This window comes from Erythrobacter sp. JB2-19 (assembly GCF_057365005.1).
Window position 1 is genome coordinate 1,720,041 of record NZ_CP200290.1, and the last position, 21,531, is coordinate 1,741,571.

Below are 21,531 nucleotides of genomic sequence, written 5' to 3' on the forward strand. Positions count from 1 at the left end.
TCATGGCTTTGCTCATAGAGACTAGCGATCAGTCCGGGGCGCGCAAGTGATAGAGACGTTCACACAGTTAAAATTATGGCTGGTTGAAAACACCAACCTCGCGAAGGATGCGCTGCACATTTATGTGGCGCTTGCCGTCTATCTTGGCTCCTGCCTGCTGCTGAGGTGGCGAGCGGCGAGCTTAAAGCCGTGGGCGCTGGTGCTGGCGATCACTCTGCTCGGCGAACTGTGGGATGCGCAAACCACACAAAGTCTTGGACGTCAGCCCATTCCAGACGCGCATTGGAAAGACGTTTGGAACACCATGATGCTGCCAACGATCCTGCTAATTGTAGCACGTTTTACCGCCGTGTTTGAGCGACCTGTAGAAGCAAATGGGCCGCCGAAAGACGACCTAAGCGACGAGCTTTAGGTTCGCGCGGCCTCGCAGCGGCTGCAGCTCAACGTTCTCAATCCCCTCGATATCGGCGACCCGCTCGGCCAAATCACCGTCGAGAATGAAGCTGCGTCCAAGGCGCATATGCGCCTCCTGTCCGTCAGCCAGGATCAACCGCACAAGAACCTCTCCGGGTGCCTCTTCACCTTTGGTGAGCGACAGTTTAAGTTCGCTCAGCGCCTCAGCCCGGGTCACATCGGCGCGCATCATCATCAGTGTACGTCCGCTCACGCTGGCGAGAGGCTTCGCACCGCGTACCGTCAGCCGCGGTGGTTCACCGGGATTGGGCGAATCTAGCTCAACGGATAACAGCAGGCACGCGCCCTCTGCCGCCCATTTCTCAAATTCTGGCACTAGGCTTTCTTCAAAGCAGGCGGCCGAAAATTGCCCACTCGAATCGGAGAAATCCGCGCGCACAAATTCCCCGCCGCGTTTGGTCCGGGCCTTGTTCATACCCTCCACCATCGCTGCGATGACGGCGGTTCCGCGCCCACCAGGTGGAGCACCAGCCTCCATCAGACTTTGATACGTTCGCGCGCCATTGGCCGAGGCAACTTCGCGGTATTGCTGAACCGGATGGGCGGCAAAGTAGAATCCGAAATTTTCGCGCTCCTTCGCCATTTGCTCTGTGCGAGACCATTCCTCGGTCACTTTAAGGCGCAGTTCCTCTTGCGGTGCATTCTCACCGCCAAACAGCGCTACTTGCCCACTGGAGCGCTCACGCTCTGCCGCGTCCGCAATCGCCAGCAACATGTCTGCATTGGCGAAGATCGCCGCGCGGTTGGACTCCAGGCAATCAAGCGCGCCTGCCCCAACCAGACCTTCCAGCTGGCGGCGGTTCATGCTGCCCTGAGGCAGGCGGTCGAACAGGTCTTGCAGGCTCTCAAACGGCCCGCTCGCTTGGCGCTCCGCGACAATCGCATCCATCGCCTTCTCACCGACATTACGGATGCCGGCCAGCGCATAGCGCACGCCGTACCCATTGTCGGTCTGCTCGACTGTAAAGCGCGCCTCGGAATGGTTGATGTCTGGCGGCAGAACCGTGATCCCACCCTCATCACCGGTGGGATAGCGCCGTGCATCATCGACAAAGATCGACAGCTTTTCCGACTGATGCAGATCGAAACACATTGAGGCGGCGTAGAATTCCTCTGGGTAATGCGCCTTCAGCCATGCGGTTTGATAGGCGAGCAACGCATAGGCCGCTGCATGCGATTTGTTGAAGCCGTAGCCTGCGAACTTGTCGATCAAGTCGAACAATTCGTTGGCCTGTTTGGCTTCGATGTCAGAGCAGGTCTTGCAACCGTCAACGAAGCGCTGGCGCTGTGCGTCCATCTCGGCCTGGACCTTCTTGCCCATCGCCCGGCGCAGCAAATCCGCGTCTCCGAGTGAATATCCGGCCAGGATCTGCGCGGCCTGCATAACTTGTTCTTGATAGACAAAAATGCCGTAAGTTTCGGCGAGAATGCCCTCCAGTTTCTCATGCGGATATTCAATCGCGACTTCGCCCGCCTTACGCTGACCAAACAGCGGGATGTTATCCATCGGGCCTGGGCGATAGAGCGAGACGAGTGCGATAATGTCGCCGAAATTGCTAGGCTTCACCGCTTTCAGCGTGCGCCGCATGCCTTCCGATTCCAGTTGGAACACACCGACTGTGTTGCCGTCTTGCATAAGGTCATAGACCGCCGTGTCATCAAGCGGCAGCTCGCCAAGATCGATGGCGATCCCGCGCAACTCCAGCAGGTCGACGGCCTTGCGAAGCACCGACAGGGTCTTGAGCCCTAGGAAGTCGAATTTGACGAGGCCAGAACTTTCAACATGTTTCATGTCGAACTGCGTCACCGGCATGTCAGAGCGCGGATCACGGTACAGCGGCACCAACTGCGCCAGTGGCCGATCACCAATCACCACACCCGCCGCGTGAGTGGAGGAATTACGCGGCAGTCCCTCCAACTGCATCGCCAGATCAACCAGGCGCTTTACCTCATTATCATTGGTGTACTCCGCCTTGAAATCGGCCGCTCCATTAAGCGCGCGCGGCAATGTCCACGGATCGGTCGGATGGTTTGGCACCATCTTGCAGAGGCGGTCGACCTGGCCATAGCTCATCTGCAAAATCCGTCCGCAGTCGCGCAGGACCGCGCGTGCCTTCAGCTTACCAAAGGTGATGATCTGGGCGACGTGATCATCGCCATATTTCTGCTGAACATAGCGGATCACCTCGCCCCGCCGGGTTTCGCAGAAGTCGATATCGAAGTCCGGCATGGATACGCGTTCTGGATTGAGGAAGCGTTCAAACAGCAGACCCAATTGGATCGGATCAAGATCGGTGATGGTCAGCGCCCAGGCCACAATCGACCCTGCGCCTGAGCCGCGCCCCGGACCCACCGGAATGCCATTGTCTTTGGCCCATTTGATAAAGTCGGCAACGATCAGGAAGTAGCCGGGAAAGCCCATTTTGACGATTATGTCGATCTCGTAGTCGAGGCGCTCTTTGTACTCGAGCACATCCTCCCAAATTCCGTTCGTCCTGAGCTTATCGAAGGACTGCACTTCTTCTCTAAGCAATCTTGCCGAAGAGAAATGCAATGCTTCGACAAGCTCAGCATGGACGGCTTCCGGGTAGTAAGGCTTCAAGCGGTCCACCAACCCTGCGAGCGATTCCTCCGCCAACATTTTCGCCTCACCCTCCAAATCGCCAGCGAGGCTGGGCAGGATCGGGTCGCGATACGGCGGGGCAAAGGCGCAGCGTTGAGCCACTACGAGTGTGTTCGTCATCGCCTCTGGTATGTCGGCGAATAGCTCGTCCATCATCGGCGCGGATTTGACAAAGGCCTGCGCATTGGAGGTTGGGCGATCCTCGTTCTCGATATAAGTCGAATTTGCAATACACAGCATCGCATCATGCGCCTTGTGCATGTGCGGATCGGCAAAGTTGGACGGGTTTGTCGCAACCAGCGGCAGGTCGCGGGCATAGGCCAGCTCGATAAGAGCCTCCTCCGCCTTCGCCGCCGCGTCATCACCATTGCGTGCCAGCTCCACATAGAGCCGTTCCGGGAACAAGCGCTGCCAAGTATCGCACAGCGTATGTGCTGCCTCGATCTGCTCTTCCGCTAGCAATCGGGTGAGAGCGCCCTCGCCTGCGCCAGTCAGGGCGATCAAGCCATCGGTGCGACCTTCGAGCTCTTCTATGCCGACATGCGGATCCAGCTCCAGCGGGCGATCAAGGTGCGCCTTTGAAACAAGATGGCACAGATTGTCATAGCCCGCCTCGTCCTGAGCAAACAGCGGCAGGTAATCCACAATTGTGCGTTCACGCTCATCATTGCTCGGCCTTGCAACACCCAGCAATGTCCCGATGATCGGCTGCACACCCTCAGCCTTGCAGGCGGAGGCGAACATCACTGCACCATAGAGGCCATTGCGGTCGCAGATAGCTATTGCGGGAAAGCCGCGTTCCTTGGCGAGTTTTGCAATCCCTTTTGGATCAATCGCCCCCTCCAACATTGAGTAAGACGATAGAACGCGAAGCGGGATGAACGGAGCAAATGCCATGCTTGCTACGCTACGGTGCTGGCCCGCGCATTCAAGTGACAAAGGCCGCCCGCTTGGGGAAAAGCTGGGGGCAAGCTAATATCGAGCGCAGGAGGTGAAAATGAGCGACAAAATCGAGATTGAGAACGTCAACACTCCTGGGCGCACATCGCGCGTCAATGCGGCGAAATATCAGGATATGCGCCAGGCCTTCGAGCAAGCGCTGCCACGATCATCGCCAGGCCTGACCCAGGACGAAACCCGAAAGGCAGTCAAACCGCATTTGAGTGACGAACTCTTCCCTCAAGGCAAGACCTGCGGGTGGTGGGCTAAGACCGTCCAGCTTGATCTGGAGGCCAAGGGCCTAGTGGTGCGCGAGTCGACGAAGCCGCTGCGATGGTACTGGAAATAGGCGCTTTACAGTAGCTTTTCGATGTCTTTCGCTATCGCCTCTGGTTTATCGGAAGAGCCATAACGCTTCACAACATTACCCTCACGATCGATCAGGAACTTGGTGAAGTTCCACTTGATCGCGGTCGTACCCATGATCCCGCGTGCCTCTTTTTTCATCCAGTCGAACAGCGGTGAAGCGTCCGAACCATTGACATCGACCTTCTCCATCAGCGCGAAAGTGACTCCAAAGTTGAGTTTGCAAAACTCCTGAATTTCCTCGGCATTACCGGGCTCCTGCGCGCCAAACTGATTGCAGGGAAAACCAAGCACTTCAAAGCCCTGGTCTTTGTATCTTTGAAAGACCGCCTCAAGCCCGTCATATTGCGGGGTAAAGCCACATTTGCTAGCCGTATTGACCACCAGCAACACCTGCCCCTTCTTATCGGCAAGGTCCAATTCCTCTCCGCGATTGGTGATCACCTTAAAATCGGCGATAGTAGTCATAGTTCATCCTGGTCAGCGGTGTTGGGTTTCGGCCGATATAGAAGATCAAAGCTGGTTTGCCACGTAAGTCCGTGATCGGGTGAAGCTTCCCCGTGTTGCCGCACGCTGCCATCTTCCTTCGGCGTGAAGGTCATGCGGATCAGCAAATGCGGAACAGTCGGCGATGGCCAATTACCCACCAGAACCATCGCGCCATCCGCGACACCGCCGGTAAACTCGACCGCAATCGGTGCGCTGCCGACCCATTTCTGTTTCCATTGCCCAGCAGCGGTGTCGTAATGGTTCAGGCTTGTCCCACCCGCGCCGGAAAGGGGCATCCAGTTTTCAAGCACCGCGCAGCCATTGTGCTTTCGTTCAATACGGCTGTTGGCGACCTTCGTTTCAAGGTCCGAGGCGCTGTAAACATCCCATTCCCCGAGCCAGAAATCGAAGCCAGCGTGCTTTTCTGTCTGGCAATTCGGCGGCGGGGCCGCAGGTGTGGCTGGCTGCTGAATGGCATCAGCGCCAGACGCCTGCAAAACCAACAGCAAAGCGCTCGAAATATTCATCAGCATATCGAGTTCCTTTCCACAATCATGTGACTTGACGATTTGGCTTGGGACATCGGGGTTCGACAGAAGCCAGCCTGACGTCGCCAGATGTCACTATTCCAGCACCCCATCATGCAAGCGCACCACCCGGTCCATACGGGCGGCCAAACGTTCATTATGCGTCGCGACCAGAGCCGCACTGCCTTCGCCGCGCACCAGCTCAAGGAACTGCCCCAATACACGGTCAGAGGTGGTCTCGTCCAAGTTTCCGGTCGGTTCGTCAGCCAGCACCAATGTTGGTTGGTTAGCGAGCGCCCGCGCAACTGCAACGCGCTGCTGTTCTCCGCCAGAAAGCTGGCTGGGCCTATGTGTCAGGCGGTGTTCCAGCCCGAGTGAGGTCAGTAGGCTGTCAGCGCGTGCTTCAGCGGCTCCGCGTTCCTCGCCAGAGATCATTTGCGGCATCACGACATTCTCGCGCGCATCAAAATCGGGCAGCAAGTGGTGGAATTGATAGACAAACCCAAGGTGATCGCGCCGCAAAGCGGTGCGTTTGTCGGTTGGCAATTTGCTTGCCTCGATTCCCGCGATTGCGATTGAACCCTCAAACCCTCCCTCAAGCAGGCCAACCGCTTGCAGCATCGTCGATTTGCCCGAGCCAGAAGGACCAAGCAATGCGACAATCTCGCCCGGCATAATGTCGAGGTCAACGCCGCGCAAAACCTCTATCGTTTGCTCACCCTGGGTGAAGCTGCGTTTGAGACCCTTGAGCGAGGCAATTGGTGCTGCAGTCAGATTACTCATAACGCAGCACCTGTACCGGGTCTGTGCTGGAGGCCTTGAGCGCAGGATAAAGCGTCGCGAGGAAGCTCAGGATCAGTGCCAAGGCGACAATGCCCGCAACTTCCCATGGGTCTGTGCGTGATGGCAGAGTCGAGAGGAAGCGCACCTCAGGGTCCCATATCTGCTGCCCGGTCGACCATGCGATGAAGGTTACAATCGGCCCACGGAAATAAAGGATGATGAAACCAAGCACTAAGCCGGCGGCGGTACCGATCACTCCAACCGTGGAGCCGGTTGTGACGAATATCTTCAGCAGACTGCGGCGAGTTGCCCCCATCGTGCGCATGATCGCAATATCGCGCGTTTTCGCGCGGACCAGCATCACCAGGCTCGAAAGAATGTTAAAGGCTGCCACGAGAACCATGAAACTAAGTGCAAAGAACATCGCAACACGTTCGACCTGTAACGCTTCAAAAAGGGCCGAATTGATCGTCTGCCAATCCGATACGACCGCGCGTCCGGCGAGTTTTTCCTGAACCGGAGCCAGTATGGACCCGACTTTATCTGGGTCCTCCACCGTCACCTCGATCATACCGATTTTATCGCCCATCAACAGCAATTGTTGAGCATTCACGATCGGCATGATCACGAAGGTTTCATCATAGTCGTAAATGCCCGCTTCGAAGATCGTGACGACCTCGTAATCCACTTGTCGGATTGAGGTTCCGAAAGGCGTCGTCCGCCCCTGGGGATTGATGATCGTCAGGCTGTCACCGACGCGCGCACCGATATTCTGCGCCAGGCGCGAGCCAATCGCGATCCGCCGTTCGCCGGGGACCAAATCGGCAATGTTCCCCTGAACAACTGTGTCCGCAAGCCCTTCTATATCCTCGGCCGTATTACCGCGCACAAAGATCAGGTTTACCCGGCCATTGAGCGAGGCCATCAGTGGCTTTTCAATCAGCGGCGATGCATCGACCACGCCGGGAGTGGCACGCACATCCTCCAGCACGCCCTGCCAATCACCCAGATCATCATTATAGGCCTGCACAATCGCATGGCCATTGAGCCCTGTGATTTTGTCCAGCAATTCGGCGCGAAACCCGTTCATCACGCTCATTACGACAACCAGCATGGCGACGCTGAGCATCACCACGCCCACCGATATACCGGCGACGAGCGCAATGAAGGCCTCCCCCTTGCCCGGCAAGAGGTAGCGTTTGGCGATCATCCATTCAAAAGGCGTTAGAAACAAAGTGATTAAAGCTCTGATCAATTGCGGCTTAACGCAGGCTGTAAGCGCGCTCTTCCGGCGGCGCAATGTATGGCGGCCACGCGCTTGTGTGAAAAACCCCGGTGAACGCCCCGCCTTATCGCTTGTAATTGAGTTGTAACATCGTCATTGAGGCCCGCATCCAGCAGCGGCGCTTTAGGCAGGATCAGCGATGAATTTCACGCACCCCTTTCATGATGAAGATGGTGACACTCTGCGCGAGGAGTGCGGTATCTTCGGGGCGATCAATTCGTCCGACGCTGCGGCAGCGACGGCTTTAGGTCTTCACGCCCTACAACACCGCGGACAAGAAGCCGTTGGCATAACCAGCTTTGATGGCGAGACCTTCTTCTCACGCCGTGGCCAAGGGCAAGTTGCGGAGAATTTCTCCTCGCAAGAGGCGATTGACGAGCTTCCAGGCGGCATGGCGGCGGGTCACGTACGCTATTCCACCACTGGCGGTGCGGGTCTGCGCAATGTTCAGCCGCTCTATGCAGAACTCGCCAGCGGCGGCTTTGCGGTGGCGCATAACGGCAATATTTCCAACGCTCAGGCGCTGCGCAAGGATTTGGTTGGTCGCGGATCGATCTTCCAATCGACCTCTGACACTGAGGTGATCATCCATTTGGTGGCGACCTCGCGTTATCCCACAGTGGCAGACCGCTTGATTGACGCTCTGCGTCTGGTTGAAGGAGCCTATGCGCTGATCGTGATGACGCCAGAGGGTATGATTGCCTGCCGTGATCCACTGGGTATTCGCCCGCTCGTAATGGGCAAAATGGGCGATGCGGTCGTTTTCGCCAGCGAAAGCGTGGCCTTTGACGTGGTCGGCGCAGAGATGATCCGAGAGGTTGAACCGGGCGAGATGATCCAGGTCGATTTCTCTGGAGAGATCAAGCCTATCCGCCCATTTGGCGATCACAAACCGCGCCCCTGCATCTTTGAGCATGTCTATTTCAGCCGTCCGGACAGCTATTTTGCCGGGCACAGCGTCTATGAAGCGCGCAAGGCCATTGGTGCCGAACTCGCCAAAGAATCGCCTTGCGATGTCGATCTGGTCATCCCGGTGCCCGACAGCGGCGTTCCCGCAGCCATCGGCTATGCTCAGGCATCAGGTCTGCCGTTTGAGCTCGGTATTATCCGCTCCCACTATGTTGGGCGAACTTTCATTCAGCCATCCGACACAGCCCGCCATGCGAGCGTTAAGCGGAAACACAACGCCAATCGCGGCCTGGTCGAGGGCAAAAAGATCGTGCTGATCGACGATCTCGATTGTACGCGGCACCACCAGCCTTCGCATTGTTGAGATGATGCGCGAAGCCGGGGCGAGCGAAGTGCATTTCCGCGTAGCCAGCCCGCCGACGGCACACAGCTGTTTTTACGGGGTCGACACCCCGGAGCGCTCCAAATTGCTCGCAGCCCGGATGGAGCTGGAGCCGATGCGCGACTTTATTCAGGCAGACAGCCTTGCGTTCATCTCGATTGACGGACTGTACCGCGCGGTTGGGGCCAAGGGGCGCGACAAAGCCTGCCCGCAATTCTGCGATGCGTGTTTCACCGGTGACTATCCAACGACGCTCACCGACCTTGATATGGGCGAGCATGAGCCAGCCCAACTGCCATTTAGCGATCACAAAGCGGCGTAAATCACATGACACAGGACAAGCCGCTAAGCGGTAAAACCGCGCTTATTACGGGCGCTAGCCGAGGTATTGGCGCGGCCACAGCGCAAGCATTGGCTTCTGCGGGTGCGCATGTGATTCTGGTCGCGCGCGATGTAAAGGCGCTCGAGGCGATCGAAGACACGATCCATGCGGTCGGTGGGACTTCGACGATCGCCCCGGTTGATTTGACCGAATCTGACGCCGTCACTCGTCTCGCCGGTGCTATTGGCGGGCGTTGGGATGTGCTAGACTATCTCATCATTTCAGCGGCCTATTTGCCGGAGTTGTCACCAGTCACCCAGATCGATCCCAAGCTTTATAACAAAGCGCTGGTGACCAATGTTGTCGCAACGCAGGCATTGCTCGCCTCGTTCGATCACCTGCTGAAGAAATCCGAGGCGGGCCGCATCATCGGCCTCACCAGCAGCGTTGGCGCGGCCCCTCGCCCGTTCTGGGGCGCTTACGGCTCGACCAAGGCAGCTTTCGATAATTTGATCCTCAGCTACGGCGCAGAGGTAGAGAAACTCGGCAATACCCGTGTGGCTATCCTCGATCCCGGCGCGACTCGCACTGAAATGCGTGCACGCGCCTATCCGGGAGAGAAACCAGAGACGGTCAAAGAGCCCGCAGTGGTCGCTGACCGCATCACAGCACTGCTTATTGAAGGCTTTGAGACCGGTCATCGCGAACGCGTCGATTAGGCCGCAGCGCCCAGGCAAGCGGCCACAAGCATTTCAATTCGTTTGATAAGCGCGCCTCGCGCGGCGCATTTCGTATGCGCATCCTGGCTGCGTCGCTCGTCTGGTAAATATCTGGTAACCATGTTTGACAACTCGCCCTTAACGTTAGGGGCCGAATTTGCGCCCCAAGACCGACCGGCAAGAGACCACAAGCTGATTGGAAATAAGGGTACGCATCCTATGCAGACCGAACACGACCGTTACACATTGGCAGCGCAAGAAGACCGCTGCTCACCGCGCACAAAGCTAACGATACCGGCAACTTTGCGGGCATCGGGTGGCCGTGCGTTTCAATCCGTTGTCCATGATCTGTCGATCTCAGGTTTTTCAGCCGCGTCGATCAATCGCATGCACGAAGGCCAATTGTGCTGGTTGACCCTGCCCGGCCTCGAATCACTACAATGTGAAGTCGTATGGTGGGAAAACTGCGTCGTTGGCTGCGCGTTCAATGAACTGCTTAGCCCGATCGTGCATGACAATATCCTGAAACGCTACAGCGAAACCGGCGCGTACCGCCGCTGATCTTTCGCATTTGACGCTCAATCAATCGCGGCGATCTTTGCTGCGATGCCGCCCCATTTGACGCGGTATTCGCTGCTGGTTGCGGTTGGCCAATTGCTGACCACTGCCAACACCAATTGCTCTGATGGCACGATTGTAATGGATTGGCCAAAGATGCCCTGAGCGCCATAATTACCGCCGGGATAGGTCCACCATTGGTAGCCATAGCCAAAGCCACCATTTTGGAAATCGACCTGGGCTGCGCCGGCGGCGGCAAACCAGCCATCGGGCACAATACCTTCAGGCCCTCCTTCTAGGACGAACAACCCCATCCTGGCATAATCGCGCAGGCGCAGTGACAGGCAACACCCGCCTACATTGCCGCCGCGTGGATCGGTCATCCAAAACAATCCGCCTTCAAAGCCAGCGGGCTCAACGATCTTAGTTTGCGCATATTCAGCGAGGGGCAGGCCGATAGCGTTCTCGACAACCATTCCAATCAGGTTGGTCTCACCTGTGCTGTAATTCCATTTCTCGCCCGCTGGTGCTGCTCGGCCTAATTGCTTCATTTGTTCAACGATTGCATTCGGCCCAAACTCGACAACGAAACGATTGAGCTGCGCCACATCACTAGTCGGATCAGTGTAATTCTCATTCCAGGCTACGCCGCTTGTCATTGTGGCGAGCTGCTTGACTGTTACGCCGTCGTAGGAAGAACCAGCCAATTCCGGCACGTATTGGGTGATCGGATCATCCAAGCTGCCGATAAAACCATCGGCGATTGCTGCACCGAGCAGGGTAGAGGTGAAGCTCTTCGCGACGGAAAAGCTGGTCCAGCGGTCCTCTGCTCCCAGGCGAAGGCTGTAGCTTTCAAAGCGGGTTGTCCCATTCTTGATGACCATCACGCCAGAAGCGCCCGATTGCGTCATCAGTTCAATAATTTCAGCCTGAAGTGCAGGTGGCAGCGGCGCTCCATTGGGCAGCTCGCGCGGATTGGCAGAGGCAGGAACTTCATGACCCGCAAACCAGCTTTCCATCTCGCGAAAACGCGCCGAACGGGTTTCATCATCCCAAAACAGCACCTGCAGTTCTGATGGATCACGTGCTGGCGGAGTGACCAATTGCACTGGCTCTGCCGCGGCAGTGGTTTCCACAGGTCCGCTGTAGCTCGCCGAACATCCTGCAATTGCAAGTGCGGCAATCCCGCTGAGTAGTGTCTTGGTGATCATCATCTGCGCCCTGCTCTCAAATTGGTTTCGAACGGCAACCTTAATAGGATGACACCGCTAAGGACAAGGGGCGAATGGCACTGCGCGTTTCGCTATTCGCCCTTCATCGCCTTGTACGCCGACAGCGCTCGCTCACGCGCTTCCTTGTGACCGATGACTTTCGCTGGGTACGCTTTGGGCAGGCAGCCATGCTCTTCGGGATCGTGAATGTAAGGCTCGCTCAGGTCCGCCAGCTCCGGCACATATTCGCGGATATAGGCCGCGCTATCGAATTTCTCCGACTGGCTGAGCGGGGCCATAATCCGCACGAACATGTTGGAATCAACACCTGTTCCTGCGGTCCATTGCCAATTGGTCGCGTTGGAGGCGTAGTCAGCATCGACCAGCGTATCCCAGAACCACTTTTCGCCCTCGCGCCAATCGATCAGCAGATGCTTGATCAGGAAGCTTGCCGTGATCATCCGCACGCGGTTGTGCATCCACCCGGTCTGATACAATTGCCGCATACCTGCATCGACGATGGGATAGCCTGTCTTGCCCTCCTGCCAGGCCTTCAAATCGCACGCGGCGGCCTTGTCGGAATGCGGGTCGCGCCAATTTAGCTTGTCATAATCCTCGCGGTAATTTGTGCTAGCATAGGCGGGAAACTGAGCGATCGCGTTTTGCGCATAATCGCGCCAGATCAGCTCCTTCTCATAGGTCCGCCATCCGTCGGAGCAGCTATGCTTCAGCGCATGCCAAATCTGCACCGGAGATATCTCGCCAAAGTGCAAATGCGGGGATAGCTGCGATGTTTTCTCAACCGAGGGAAGATTGCGAGCCTCATCGTAGTCCTCGACGTGATTCTCCCACCAGGCGAGCCGTTCATGCGCGGTCGCCTCGCCCACTTCCCAGAATGCGCGCATACCGCCCGCCCAATCGGGCTTGCTGGGTAGTAACTGCCAATCCTCCAACGCATCACTGGCGGGCCATTTGTCGGGCGAAGACAGTGTATCTGGATCTGGCAGAACATCGCGCGGCGGGAACTGCGCCAGGCTCGCTTTGGAAAACGGGGTGTAGATTTTGTACTGCGTGCCAGAGCCGGTCGTGACCGAGCCGGGCGGCGTCAGATAGTTGCCATCATACAGCTTTAGGTCGAGCTTCTCCGCCAGAGCGCCCTGCGCCTTGCGCCACCACGGCTCGTAATGGCGATTGGCATGGATGGCCTCAGCGCTGGTTTCGTGCGCAAGCTTGGTCAACTCCTCCACCGCATCGCCGCGCCTCAGGATGAGCCGCGCATTATGCTGGCCAAGCGACTTTGACAGACTCTCCAACGAATGGTGCAACCACCAGCGTGATGCCCCGCCATAGGCGTGGCCCTTCGCGCATTCATCATCAAGCACATAGAACGCGATGACGGGACCTTGCTGCGCCGCCGCGTACAGAGCGGGATTGTCCGCCATACGCAGATCGCGCCTCAGCCAGACGATTTGTGGTTTGGTCACTCAAATGCTCCGTTCGTCCTGAGCCTGTCGAAGGACGTGGTTCCTGATGCACGTGGTTCGACAGGCTCAGGACGAACGGTTCTCTCGGTGGCAACGAGACTAGTCACTTGGAAGTTCCACACATTGCACATTAGGCAATGCAACAGTGAACCGATCGCGAGACAGCGGGTCATAGAAACGCGCGTCACGCAGGAGCACAGAACCATCTTCGGCCCGCTCAGCGAAAGGTGCGCGTGACCAAAAGATGAAGGCTTCAAGCTCCGAATTTTCTGTCCGTTCGTCTGTTAAGTCAGGCAAAATGCACTGCGGATTGTCCGACCTGTAGGAACCATCTCCAAATCCATATTCCTCACCTGTCCAACTGTCTGAGACCCATTCGTCCGTGTAAAGTCTCAGAATCCGTTCTCTTGACCAAAAAGCGACAGGGACCGGTGCGCTGATGTGTGCAGTTGGATACGGTTGACTACGCCAATCTTCCTCCAGCCAGTAGTCAGCACGAGTTATCGCCCCATTCAGCCCAATATACGCCAGCGCCACCGCTATCGCGACGCGCGCGGGCTTGATCCAATCACCGCCCTTCTTCTCGCGCCGTAATGAAAACCACGTGGCAAAGCCCATCAGCGCCCACAGCCACACATCGATGATGAACAAAGTATCGCCGTAGAACCATTGCGAGGAGAACGGCTCAAGCAGACGAATGCCATAGACATTCAGCCAATCCAGAGCGGGATGCGTCAGACATCCGATAAAACTGAGCAGGAAAAGCCATTTGAAACTGACCGGGCGTCTACCCTCAGGCCGTTTGCCACGTTTTGCCTGCCACCGGTCAAAGCCCCACAGCAATCCCGCCAATATCAGCGGTAGCAGCACCAATGCCGGCGGCCCATGCGTGATCCCGCGCCGAAATCCGAGGTGCTCCTGCCCATCCAGCCAGAAGAAACACGCCGCATCAACATCGGGCAAATTCGCCCCAATGATCAGCGCTGGCATTGCCAAACCGGTTTTCTTCTTAAGCCCCGCCTGACCCAGCAAAGCGCCGACCAGGCTATGTGTGAGATTGTCCATGTGCTAGGGCGTATCTCCGCAAGTCCTTTAATCCAAGTGGAAAAGCCGCGTAGAGGAGACTAACGCAGGATCAAACAAAGTTTGGAACGAGGTATCACTATGAGCGCAACAGCACCCTTTATCCGTGCCGATATGAAGGCATTCTTGGATGCATTGGCGGCCGCAAACGGCCCAGCCATCGCCGATATGACGCTGGAGGAAGCGCGTGCAGGCTATGGCGCGCTGCACACCATGGCGGATAGGCCTGCGCGTGACCTGGCGGTGATCCGTGACCTCAACTGTCCCGGCCCAGCGGGCGAGATAGGCCTGCGCCTGTATGATACACGTAAGACGCGAGAAGCTGGCCCAGTGATCATGTTCTATCACGGCGGCGGCTATGTGATCGGCGATCTCGACACGCACCAAAACCTTTGCACCGAAATCGCATATCTAATGGATTTGCCGGTGGTGGCGGTGGATTATCGTCTCGCGCCAGAGGCCCCCTTCCCCGCCGCGATTGAGGATTGCGAGGCGGCGACGCGTTGGGTCGCATCGGGGCCATCAGAACTAGGCCGCCCAGCCAATGGCATCATCACAATTGGTGACAGCGCCGGCGGCAACACCGCGATTGTCATGGGGCAGCAATTGGCGGCAAACCCCGCCAATATTCCGGTTGCCTTGCAAGTGCCGATCTTCCCACTTGCCAGCGATGCCATGGGATCAGCCAGCCTTAATGAATTTTCAGACGGCTATGTACTCACCAAGGCGGCTATTGAATTCTTCGATGCGCAATATCAGCCCAATCGCGGTGACCCGCGCGCCTTCCCGGTTCTAGGCGACCACAGCGCAGCTCCGCCAACCGTACTTGTCACCGCCAGCCTTGATCCAATCCGCGATTCCGGCCGGGATTATGGCGCGGCGCTCTCTCAGGCAGGCGCAGACCACATGCTGATCGAGGTGAAAGGCGTAACACATTCCTTCACCAATCTGCGCGGCGCAGTGCCCAGCGCTCAGGCCGATCTGGAACGCATCATTGCCGCTATGAAACACATGCTTGCAGGAGCCACTCCATGAGCAATCTGCCCTATCGTCCCTGCGCTGGTTTCATGCTGGTCAACGCCGATGGTCAAGTCTTTGTTGGGCAGCGCATTGATGCCAACCGCGATCCTAAGACGCTTGGCACCTGGCAGATGCCGCAAGGCGGGATCGACAAGGGCGAGGATGAGGAACAGGCCGCTCTGCGCGAGCTGGAGGAGGAAACCGGCATTGGCGCGCATTTGGTCGAAGTGATCAAACGCTCGGCCACCACGCATCTCTATGATTTGCCGCCCGAATTGCTGGGCAAGGTGTGGAAGGGCAAATATCGCGGGCAGGAACAGCATTGGTTCCTCGGCCGGTTTTTGGGGACTGAGGCGGACATCAACCTAAACGCGCACGAACCGGCGGAATTCGAATCCTACAAATGGATCGAGCCTGCACAACTGCCGGAGCTGATCGTGTCCTTCAAACGCGATGTTTACGCGGCATTGGTGGAAGAGTTTGCGCCGCTGATTTAGCGCAGTGAGCCTCAGTTTTGGGCGACGCCGCCCTCAGCAGCCGCGGTTTCTGCCGCAAGCCGCGCCTGAGCGCCGGTCGCGATGCTGCTTTGCAAAGCCAACGTCTCTGGGCAGTTCGCCCCGCACAGGCTGCGCAGTTGCGCAAGGTTAAGCTTCGCCTTCTCCAGCGCGCCCTTCTCTACCAGAGCCTCACCCTCGCCCGACATGGCCGCAAAATTGCCGGGATCACGCACCAAAGCTTCGCGGTAATAACGGATCGCCTTGCCTTGCAGCCCTTCAAACCGGGCCACACTTGCCAGCTCTAGAAACACGCCGACATAGCCCGGATCAACCGCCAATGCGGCCTCAAAGGCATCAATCGCGGCCTGCGGATCTTCAGCCTTAAGCGATGCCTGGCCCTGCGCCACAAGCGCGGCAGCGCGCGCATCAGGTTTATAATCCTGCGCGCTGGTGACGCTCGCCGAGATGGTGAGTACGAGCGATAGGGCAGCGGCGGCGGGCGCAAAGCGCATGAGCGTCTCCTTAAGGGAAGCTAAGCTGGAAGTTTGAGGCTCAGCCATAGCGCATGAGCTAACACGCAAATTCCAGATTTGCGACAAAAAATCCGTCCGTGCCGTGCTGGAACGGATCAAGCCGCCAACCCTCGCCGCGCGGCGTACCCAGCGCCAAGTCTGGTGCCTTCGCTGTCCATCCCTCATGCCGTTCTAGAAAGGCCTTGATCCGGTGCGGGCCCTCTGCATCCAAGAGCGAGCAGGTGACGAATACCATTGAACCGCCTGGACGAACCAACTGCGCCCCCACGTCGAGCACATGATCCTGCAACTCATTCAGCCGGGTAAGCTCGGCCTCGTCCAAGCGCCATCTGCTTTCCGGATTGCGCCGCCAGGTCCCGCTGCCAGAGCAAGGCGCGTCAACCAGTACGTGATCCGTCTTTGCAGCCCACTGGGCTAAGGCCTCCATTTCCTTGCCCGGATCTAGCAAGACGATGTGGTCTACCTCTGCGCCTGTGCGGGCCGCGCGCGGGGCCAGATTGCCGAGCCTGCGCTTGTCGGTGTCCGACGCGATAAGAGAGGCTGCATTGCCCAGCTTTGCCGCCAGAGCCAGCGTCTTGCCCCCGGCCCCTGCGCACAGATCAATTACCGTGTCACCGGGTTTCGCCGTCAATGCTTCGCACACCAGCTGGCTGCCGTGGTCTTGCACCTCGATCTGGCCATCGCGGTACGCCTGCCATTGCTCCACCTGAGTGCCGAAGGGAAAACGAAGGCCTTGTTCTGAAGCCAACTTCTCGCTCGGTTCAGGGAGTTCAATCGTCACACGATCAGCCTTCAGCGAGTTCACCCGAATGTCGAGCGGTGCGCGGCCGAGCAAGGCTTCGGCGGCATCGCCGGTAATCCCGCTTTGTGAGAGCAATTCGATTAGCCATCCCGGCGCGACACCGACCTTGGCGAATTTTTCGCCATCTCGGATCTTTGCAGGTCCATGATCGGAACTATCAAACAATTCGAGGATCGCGGGTTCTTCCTGGCCCAAAGCAAGCATCGCCGCTCGCCCATTCTTGGGCACCGGCCCGCACAGCCGTATTGCTCGGTAAACCAGCTCGCGAATGGCGCGCCGATCTTTCGATCCAGCATAGCGCCGCGCCTTGAAATATTCCGAGATTAAACGGTCTGCCGGGGCGGCCTTACGCCGGGCGCAATCGATGATCGTATCAAGCAGTTCAATGGCTGCTTGAACGCGCGCTGCGGGCCTCATTTCGTTGACTTTAAGTGGTTCTGCCAGACGGATTCATATTCCGTTAGGGCTGGCGCACTCATGCAGCGATGCTCGTAGCGTACGCCGCTTTTGCCGTTCGCCGCCTGCGTCATTTCCTTCGCCATTTTGGCACCAGCTTCTTCGCATTCCGCCGCTGAGGCGAACAGGAATTCTAGGCGCTGGATATCCGTCTCACCCGGTTGATTTGGATGCCATCCAACAAAGAACAGCATAACCGGCACAAACAATTCCATCATATGATCCTAACGCGTTGGATAATTGGGGGCTTCGCGAGTAATCGCCACATCGTGAACGTGGCTTTCAGAAAGGCCGGCGTTGGTAATGCGGACGAACTTGCCGCGCTCACGCAGGTCAGGAATGGTGGCAGAACCAGTGTAGCCCATGGCGGCTTTGATGCCGCCAACCAATTGGTGGACCACATCCGCCGCAGGGCCTTTGAACGGAACTTGGCCTTCGATCCCCTCTGGCACCAGCTTCATCGCTGAGACGTCTTGCTGGAAGTAACGATCTGCACTGCCGCGCGCCATCGCGCCGACAGAGCCCATACCGCGGTATGATTTGTAGCTGCGGCCCTGGTAAAGGAACACCTCGCCGGGGCTTTCCGCCGTGCCAGCCAGCATAGAGCCAACCATGACTGTGGACGCGCCCGCCGCCAGCGCTTTGGCCGCATCGCCGCTGGTCCGCAGGCCGCCATCAGCAATCACGGGTACGCCGGATTTCGCCGCTTCTGCCGCGCTGTCCATGATCGCGGAAAGCTGAGGAACGCCAACCCCGGCGACAACGCGCGTGGTGCAGATTGATCCCGGCCCAATGCCGACCTTCACCGCATCCGCGCCCGCATCGATCAGCGCGCGAGTCGCCTCAGCTGTGGCGACATTCCCAGCCACGACTTGAACCGTACTAGACAACGCCTTGGCGCGTTCAACCGCGCGGGCCACGTCCTTGTTATGCCCATGTGCCGTGTCAATGATCACCACATCGACCTCAGCTTCAATCAGTGCCTCGGTGCGTTCAAACCCTTTATCGCCAACTGTACTTGCCGCCGCCACACGCAGGCGCCCGGCCTCATCCTTGGTTGCATCCGGGTAATTGACGGCTTTTTCAATATCTTTGACCGTGATCAGGCCAATGCATCGATAGTCATCATCGACCACCAACAGTTTTTCGATGCGGCGCGCATGGAGCAGGCGGCGCGCGTCTTCCTGGCCAGTGCCAAGCGGGACGGTAGCCAAATTTTCTGTCGTCATCAGCTCGCGCACAGGCTGAGCGGGGTTTTCCGCAAAGCGCACATCGCGATTGGTAACGATGCCAACCAGCTTGCCCGCCGTATCGGTCACCGGAATACCGCTGATCTTGTTCGCATCCATCAGGGCCTGCGCATCGCCAAGAGTCGCATCCGGGCCGATAGTGATCGGATTGACGACCATGCCGCTTTCATAGCGTTTGACCGCGCGAACGGCGGCGCATTGATCGGGCAATTCCAGATTGCGGTGCAGCACACCGATCCCGCCCATTTGCGCCATGGCAATCGCCATATCCGCCTCGGTCACGGTGTCCATTGCGGCGGACAGGATGGGAATGTTGAGCGCAATACCGCGCGTCAATTGGGTTTGCGTGTTCGCCATCGAGGGCAGCACATCGCTTTCGGCCGGACGTAGCAATACGTCGTCGAATGTAAGGCCAAGTGGGATGTCCATAAGTGCCACTTTCTAAGTCAGAGCATGATTGATGTGGCAGCCCATGTAACCGCACTTCGCCCGATCCGCTAGGGTGTGCAGGTGCGAAAAGCGCTCTTAATCCTCAGCTTGTTGGTTAAGGTGTGGGATAAACCTCGGTATCGGCCAGTCTTTTGACCAATTCTTCATGCAACAGCAGGTCGTCAATCGCCCCGCCGAGTTCAATTTTATCGATATCGTCCGAAACGCGGTGGTAATCGGCCTCTAGGTATGGCCCAAGCGTGATTTCCGAGCCAAAGGTCGTGGACAGCACGAGCGCAGGCACGTTCTCTTGCAGCAGGACCCAAGCGTCCTGGCGCTGGATAAAGCTCTCGGCAGTTTCACGGTTGCCTAGCTTTCGGCGCGCGTCATTCAGCACATCCATCACAACCTCATCGAGTACGGTGCGTCCTTCTCCGATAAAGCCAACTGGGCTGCCCTGTGGTGCTAGCGCGACGGTGTCGAAATTGAAGGCCGCAACAATGCTGTCGAGCGGAATGGAAGGCTTTTCGGTGAATGCGCGGATGCCGAGCAAGCCCGCCTCTTCGGCGGTGGTGGCCATCACATAGATATCGCGGTCATGCGGGCCGGCCTCTTTAAGCCGCCGAGCAAGCTCAATGATCAGAGCAATTCCGCTGGCATTATCAATCGCACCATTGCAGATTTTGTCTTGATCGCTCTCCGTCCCGCAGGTCCCCAGGTGGTCCCAATGCGCCAGCAGCAGCACAGCACCCTCGGCGGGTTGCACGCCGGGCAATCGGCCGATGACATTGAACGAATTGAACTCGCGCCGCCTTGACTTGGCCTCGATTGTGGCCGCCATGGTCAGGTCAATCGCTTCGAATTCATCTTCATCAGAAGCCTGCAGCAGCTCGTCCCAGCGATCCTCACCCAGCATGCTAAGCATCACAGAATTGGTGATGAAGGCGCGCAATTCCTGGCCTTCACGGCTCGCCAGGATGAACCGCTCACGCTCGCTTATAAAACGCTGATCCGCGATCGATTTGGTATCTTGCATCACCGTGATGATTGCGACCGGCCCCTTGCCGAACAGGATCTCGCGGCGCGGATCGCTGACGCCGTCCTCGTCCAGCATCAACACCACTTTACCGGCCACTCGTTCTGGTGAAACGCGCGTCGCCTCGCGGCCAACGAAGACCACATCCGCACCCTCCACCAAGGCCAATTGGCGGGTTGTGTAGGCGGCGGCGACCTCCGCAGGCAGCTCAACGTCCCGGGCACCAAAGCTCAAAGTGACTGAGCTTTCGCTCGGCTGAGTACTGATCAAGCGAACCGGCGCACGCCATGGATTGCCCGGATCATTGGTGCCGGATTCCAAACCCACACTCTGAAACCGATCAATGATGTAATTGACCGTTAGATCCTGTCCATCAGTGCCCGGCTTGCGCCCGCCATATGTGTCGCTGGCAAGGATATTGATATCGCGCGACATGCTGGCGGCGATTTGCGCCCGCTCTGCCTTGGAAACGCTCGCAACGGGCGAGCCGACACAGGCGCTGACCACCAGCCCGAGGGCGGCAATCACACATGCTCTTGCAAGGCCTGCTAACCTCGCCCCTGTTTGCGCCCCTGCGTTACTCACTCGGCAGTCCAGCCTCCGTCTATGCTCCAATTGGCTCCGGTCACATTGCCCGCTTCTTCGCGGCAAAGGAAGACCGCAAGCGCGCCAATCTCTGCTGGCTGCACGAATTTCTTCGTTGGTTGTTTCGCCAGTAGGACGTCGTTTATCACCTCGTCTCGAGTGAGACCGCGCGCCTTCATCGTATCCGGGATCTGCCCCTCGATCAGAGGCGTCCAAACATAGCCTGGGCTGATGCAGTTGGCGGTCACCCCGGTTTGCGCCAGCTCCAGCGCGATTGTCTTCGTGAATCCAGCAATCCCATGCTTGCTGGCATTATAAGCGCTTTTGAACGGAGACGCGGTGAGTGAATGCGCACTCGCGGTGTTGATAATCCGGCCCCAACCCCGCTCCTTCATGCCCAGCACGGCAAGCCGCGTTGTGTGAAACGGTGCAGTGAGGTTTAGCCCGATCACCTGATCCCATTTCTCCGGCGGAAATTCATCGACCGGCGCAACGTGCTGCATCCCGGCATTGTTGACCAGAATATCAACCGAACCGACCTCAGCCATCATAGCTTCGATCGCGCCGCTATCGAGCAGGTTTGTGCCTCTGTAATCCGCGTCCATTTCCTCACGCAGCGCCGCAATCTCTGCCTCGTCGCCAAAGCCATTGAGGATCACGTCTGCACCCTCTGCATGAAGCGCGCGGGCCACGGCCAAACCAATCCCGGAGGTTGATCCCGTGATAAGCGCGCGTTTGCCCTTGAGGAACATCGGTAACTCCTGCAGTT

The 21,531-nt window shown here is 57.8% G+C and carries 20 protein-coding genes and 1 pseudogene; 7 read left to right on the plus strand and 14 right to left on the minus strand.

Features of this window, described 5'->3' with window-relative positions:
* Positions 1-46: 46 nt before the first annotated feature.
* Positions 47-412 (plus strand): hypothetical protein, encoded by a 366-nt coding sequence (locus tag AC0V6O_RS08175; protein ID WP_486143089.1) that lies wholly within the window; start codon positions 47-49, stop codon positions 410-412.
* On the opposite strand, the gene dnaE is transcribed toward AC0V6O_RS08175, so the two are convergent.
* Positions 395-3,994, minus strand: coding sequence for a DNA polymerase III subunit alpha (gene dnaE / locus AC0V6O_RS08180; RefSeq protein ID WP_486143091.1), 3,600 nt, complete (start codon positions 3,992-3,994; stop codon positions 395-397). The two genes, AC0V6O_RS08175 and dnaE, sit on opposite strands and share 18 nt — an antisense overlap.
* 100 nt (positions 3,995-4,094) lie before the next feature.
* Between dnaE and AC0V6O_RS08185 the strand changes: the two genes are divergently transcribed.
* The gene (locus AC0V6O_RS08185; RefSeq protein WP_486143093.1) at positions 4,095-4,385 is read left to right on the plus strand and encodes a DUF6958 family protein; all 291 of its coding nucleotides are present in this window, start codon (positions 4,095-4,097) and stop codon (positions 4,383-4,385) included.
* A gap of 5 nt (positions 4,386-4,390) precedes the next feature.
* On the opposite strand, the gene AC0V6O_RS08190 is transcribed toward AC0V6O_RS08185, so the two are convergent.
* The 4 genes from AC0V6O_RS08190 to AC0V6O_RS08205 all read right to left on the minus strand — a co-directional run bounded on the left by AC0V6O_RS08190 (position 4,391) and on the right by AC0V6O_RS08205 (position 7,435).
* Complete coding sequence (locus AC0V6O_RS08190) at positions 4,391-4,870, minus strand: glutathione peroxidase (protein WP_486143095.1); 480 nt, start codon at positions 4,868-4,870, stop codon at positions 4,391-4,393.
* Positions 4,867-5,418: a hypothetical protein gene (locus tag AC0V6O_RS08195; protein WP_486143097.1), complete on the minus strand. Its 552-nt coding sequence runs from the start codon at positions 5,416-5,418 to the stop codon at positions 4,867-4,869. Before AC0V6O_RS08195 ends, AC0V6O_RS08190 begins: the two co-directional genes overlap by 4 nt.
* 96 nt (positions 5,419-5,514) lie before the next feature.
* Positions 5,515-6,201, minus strand: a complete 687-nt coding sequence (locus AC0V6O_RS08200; protein ID WP_486143099.1) for an ABC transporter ATP-binding protein — start codon at positions 6,199-6,201, stop codon at positions 5,515-5,517.
* Positions 6,194-7,435, minus strand: a complete 1,242-nt coding sequence (locus AC0V6O_RS08205) for a lipoprotein-releasing ABC transporter permease subunit (RefSeq protein ID WP_486145556.1) — start codon at positions 7,433-7,435, stop codon at positions 6,194-6,196. Before AC0V6O_RS08205 ends, AC0V6O_RS08200 begins: the two co-directional genes overlap by 8 nt.
* A gap of 190 nt (positions 7,436-7,625) precedes the next feature.
* Between AC0V6O_RS08205 and purF the strand changes: the two are divergent.
* From purF to AC0V6O_RS08220, 3 genes and pseudogenes are all read left to right on the plus strand, one after another.
* Positions 7,626-9,099: pseudogene (purF, locus tag AC0V6O_RS08210) on the plus strand (amidophosphoribosyltransferase).
* A 5-nt stretch (positions 9,100-9,104) separates the two neighbouring features.
* Positions 9,105-9,818 (plus strand): SDR family NAD(P)-dependent oxidoreductase, encoded by a 714-nt coding sequence (locus AC0V6O_RS08215; RefSeq protein WP_486143101.1) that lies wholly within the window; start codon positions 9,105-9,107, stop codon positions 9,816-9,818.
* A gap of 219 nt (positions 9,819-10,037) precedes the next feature.
* Entirely contained in the window at positions 10,038-10,379 is a 342-nt protein-coding gene (locus AC0V6O_RS08220) for a PilZ domain-containing protein (protein WP_486143103.1), read from the plus strand.
* Positions 10,380-10,396: 17 nt separating this feature from the next.
* Here AC0V6O_RS08220 and AC0V6O_RS08225 read toward each other — a convergent pair whose 3' ends face one another.
* The 3 genes from AC0V6O_RS08225 to AC0V6O_RS08235 all read right to left on the minus strand — a co-directional run bounded on the left by AC0V6O_RS08225 (position 10,397) and on the right by AC0V6O_RS08235 (position 14,136).
* A complete protein-coding gene (locus tag AC0V6O_RS08225) occupies positions 10,397-11,590 on the minus strand; it encodes a serine hydrolase domain-containing protein (RefSeq protein ID WP_486143105.1) in 1,194 nt (397 codons plus the stop codon).
* 89 nt (positions 11,591-11,679) lie between these two features.
* Positions 11,680-13,071, minus strand: coding sequence for a cryptochrome/photolyase family protein (locus tag AC0V6O_RS08230; protein ID WP_486143107.1), 1,392 nt, complete (start codon positions 13,069-13,071; stop codon positions 11,680-11,682).
* A 99-nt stretch (positions 13,072-13,170) separates the two neighbouring features.
* Positions 13,171-14,136 carry a metal-dependent hydrolase gene (locus AC0V6O_RS08235; protein WP_486143109.1) on the minus strand — a complete coding sequence of 322 codons (966 nt, stop codon included), beginning with the start codon at positions 14,134-14,136 and terminating at the stop codon, positions 13,171-13,173.
* A gap of 99 nt (positions 14,137-14,235) precedes the next feature.
* Between AC0V6O_RS08235 and AC0V6O_RS08240 the strand changes: the two genes are divergently transcribed.
* Both AC0V6O_RS08240 and AC0V6O_RS08245 read left to right on the plus strand, forming a co-directional pair.
* Complete coding sequence (locus AC0V6O_RS08240; protein WP_486143111.1) at positions 14,236-15,189, plus strand: alpha/beta hydrolase; 954 nt, start codon at positions 14,236-14,238, stop codon at positions 15,187-15,189.
* Positions 15,186-15,671, plus strand: a complete 486-nt coding sequence (locus AC0V6O_RS08245) for an RNA pyrophosphohydrolase (RefSeq protein WP_486143113.1) — start codon at positions 15,186-15,188, stop codon at positions 15,669-15,671. The genes AC0V6O_RS08240 and AC0V6O_RS08245 overlap by 4 nt, the downstream gene beginning before the upstream one ends.
* 11 nt (positions 15,672-15,682) lie before the next feature.
* On the opposite strand, the gene AC0V6O_RS08250 is transcribed toward AC0V6O_RS08245, so the two are convergent.
* The 6 genes from AC0V6O_RS08250 to AC0V6O_RS08275 form a co-directional block, all read right to left on the minus strand.
* Positions 15,683-16,183, minus strand: coding sequence for a tetratricopeptide repeat protein (locus AC0V6O_RS08250; RefSeq protein WP_472638802.1), 501 nt, complete (start codon positions 16,181-16,183; stop codon positions 15,683-15,685).
* A 58-nt stretch (positions 16,184-16,241) separates the two neighbouring features.
* Positions 16,242-17,423 carry an RsmB/NOP family class I SAM-dependent RNA methyltransferase gene (locus AC0V6O_RS08255; protein ID WP_486143116.1) on the minus strand — a complete coding sequence of 394 codons (1,182 nt, stop codon included), beginning with the start codon at positions 17,421-17,423 and terminating at the stop codon, positions 16,242-16,244.
* Positions 17,420-17,680, minus strand: coding sequence for a hypothetical protein (locus tag AC0V6O_RS08260; protein ID WP_486143118.1), 261 nt, complete (start codon positions 17,678-17,680; stop codon positions 17,420-17,422). Before AC0V6O_RS08260 ends, AC0V6O_RS08255 begins: the two co-directional genes overlap by 4 nt.
* Before the next feature lie 6 nt (positions 17,681-17,686).
* On the minus strand, positions 17,687-19,141 hold the full coding sequence (gene guaB, locus AC0V6O_RS08265; protein ID WP_486143120.1) for an IMP dehydrogenase: 1,455 nt from the start codon (positions 19,139-19,141) through the stop codon (positions 17,687-17,689).
* Between the two features lie 115 nt (positions 19,142-19,256).
* Complete coding sequence (locus AC0V6O_RS08270) at positions 19,257-20,705, minus strand: M20/M25/M40 family metallo-hydrolase (protein ID WP_486143122.1); 1,449 nt, start codon at positions 20,703-20,705, stop codon at positions 19,257-19,259.
* A 53-nt stretch (positions 20,706-20,758) separates the two neighbouring features.
* Entirely contained in the window at positions 20,759-21,514 is a 756-nt protein-coding gene (locus AC0V6O_RS08275) for a 3-hydroxybutyrate dehydrogenase (RefSeq protein ID WP_486143124.1), read from the minus strand.
* Between the last annotated feature and the right edge of the window lie 17 nt (positions 21,515-21,531).

Bases quoted from the DNA above. Each gene is read 5' to 3' on its own strand.
- dnaE (WP_486143091.1), bottom strand. From the start codon at position 3,994: ATGGCATTTGCTCCGTTCATCCCGCTTCGCGTTCTATCGTCTTACTCA.
- AC0V6O_RS08185 (WP_486143093.1), top strand. From the start codon at position 4,095: ATGAGCGACAAAATCGAGATTGAGAACGTCAACACTCCTGGGCGCACA.
- AC0V6O_RS08190 (WP_486143095.1), bottom strand. From the start codon at position 4,870: ATGACTACTATCGCCGATTTTAAGGTGATCACCAATCGCGGAGAGGAA.
- AC0V6O_RS08195 (WP_486143097.1), bottom strand. From the start codon at position 5,418: ATGAATATTTCGAGCGCTTTGCTGTTGGTTTTGCAGGCGTCTGGCGCT.
- AC0V6O_RS08200 (WP_486143099.1), bottom strand. From the start codon at position 6,201: ATGAGTAATCTGACTGCAGCACCAATTGCCTCGCTCAAGGGTCTCAAA.
- AC0V6O_RS08215 (WP_486143101.1), top strand. From the start codon at position 9,105: ATGACACAGGACAAGCCGCTAAGCGGTAAAACCGCGCTTATTACGGGC.
- AC0V6O_RS08220 (WP_486143103.1), top strand. From the start codon at position 10,038: ATGCAGACCGAACACGACCGTTACACATTGGCAGCGCAAGAAGACCGC.
- AC0V6O_RS08225 (WP_486143105.1), bottom strand. From the start codon at position 11,590: ATGATGATCACCAAGACACTACTCAGCGGGATTGCCGCACTTGCAATT.
- AC0V6O_RS08235 (WP_486143109.1), bottom strand. From the start codon at position 14,136: ATGGACAATCTCACACATAGCCTGGTCGGCGCTTTGCTGGGTCAGGCG.
- AC0V6O_RS08240 (WP_486143111.1), top strand. From the start codon at position 14,236: ATGAGCGCAACAGCACCCTTTATCCGTGCCGATATGAAGGCATTCTTG.
- AC0V6O_RS08245 (WP_486143113.1), top strand. From the start codon at position 15,186: ATGAGCAATCTGCCCTATCGTCCCTGCGCTGGTTTCATGCTGGTCAAC.
- AC0V6O_RS08250 (WP_472638802.1), bottom strand. From the start codon at position 16,183: ATGCGCTTTGCGCCCGCCGCCGCTGCCCTATCGCTCGTACTCACCATC.
- AC0V6O_RS08255 (WP_486143116.1), bottom strand. From the start codon at position 17,423: ATGAGGCCCGCAGCGCGCGTTCAAGCAGCCATTGAACTGCTTGATACG.
- AC0V6O_RS08260 (WP_486143118.1), bottom strand. From the start codon at position 17,680: ATGATGGAATTGTTTGTGCCGGTTATGCTGTTCTTTGTTGGATGGCAT.
- guaB (WP_486143120.1), bottom strand. From the start codon at position 19,141: ATGGACATCCCACTTGGCCTTACATTCGACGACGTATTGCTACGTCCG.
- AC0V6O_RS08275 (WP_486143124.1), bottom strand. From the start codon at position 21,514: ATGTTCCTCAAGGGCAAACGCGCGCTTATCACGGGATCAACCTCCGGG.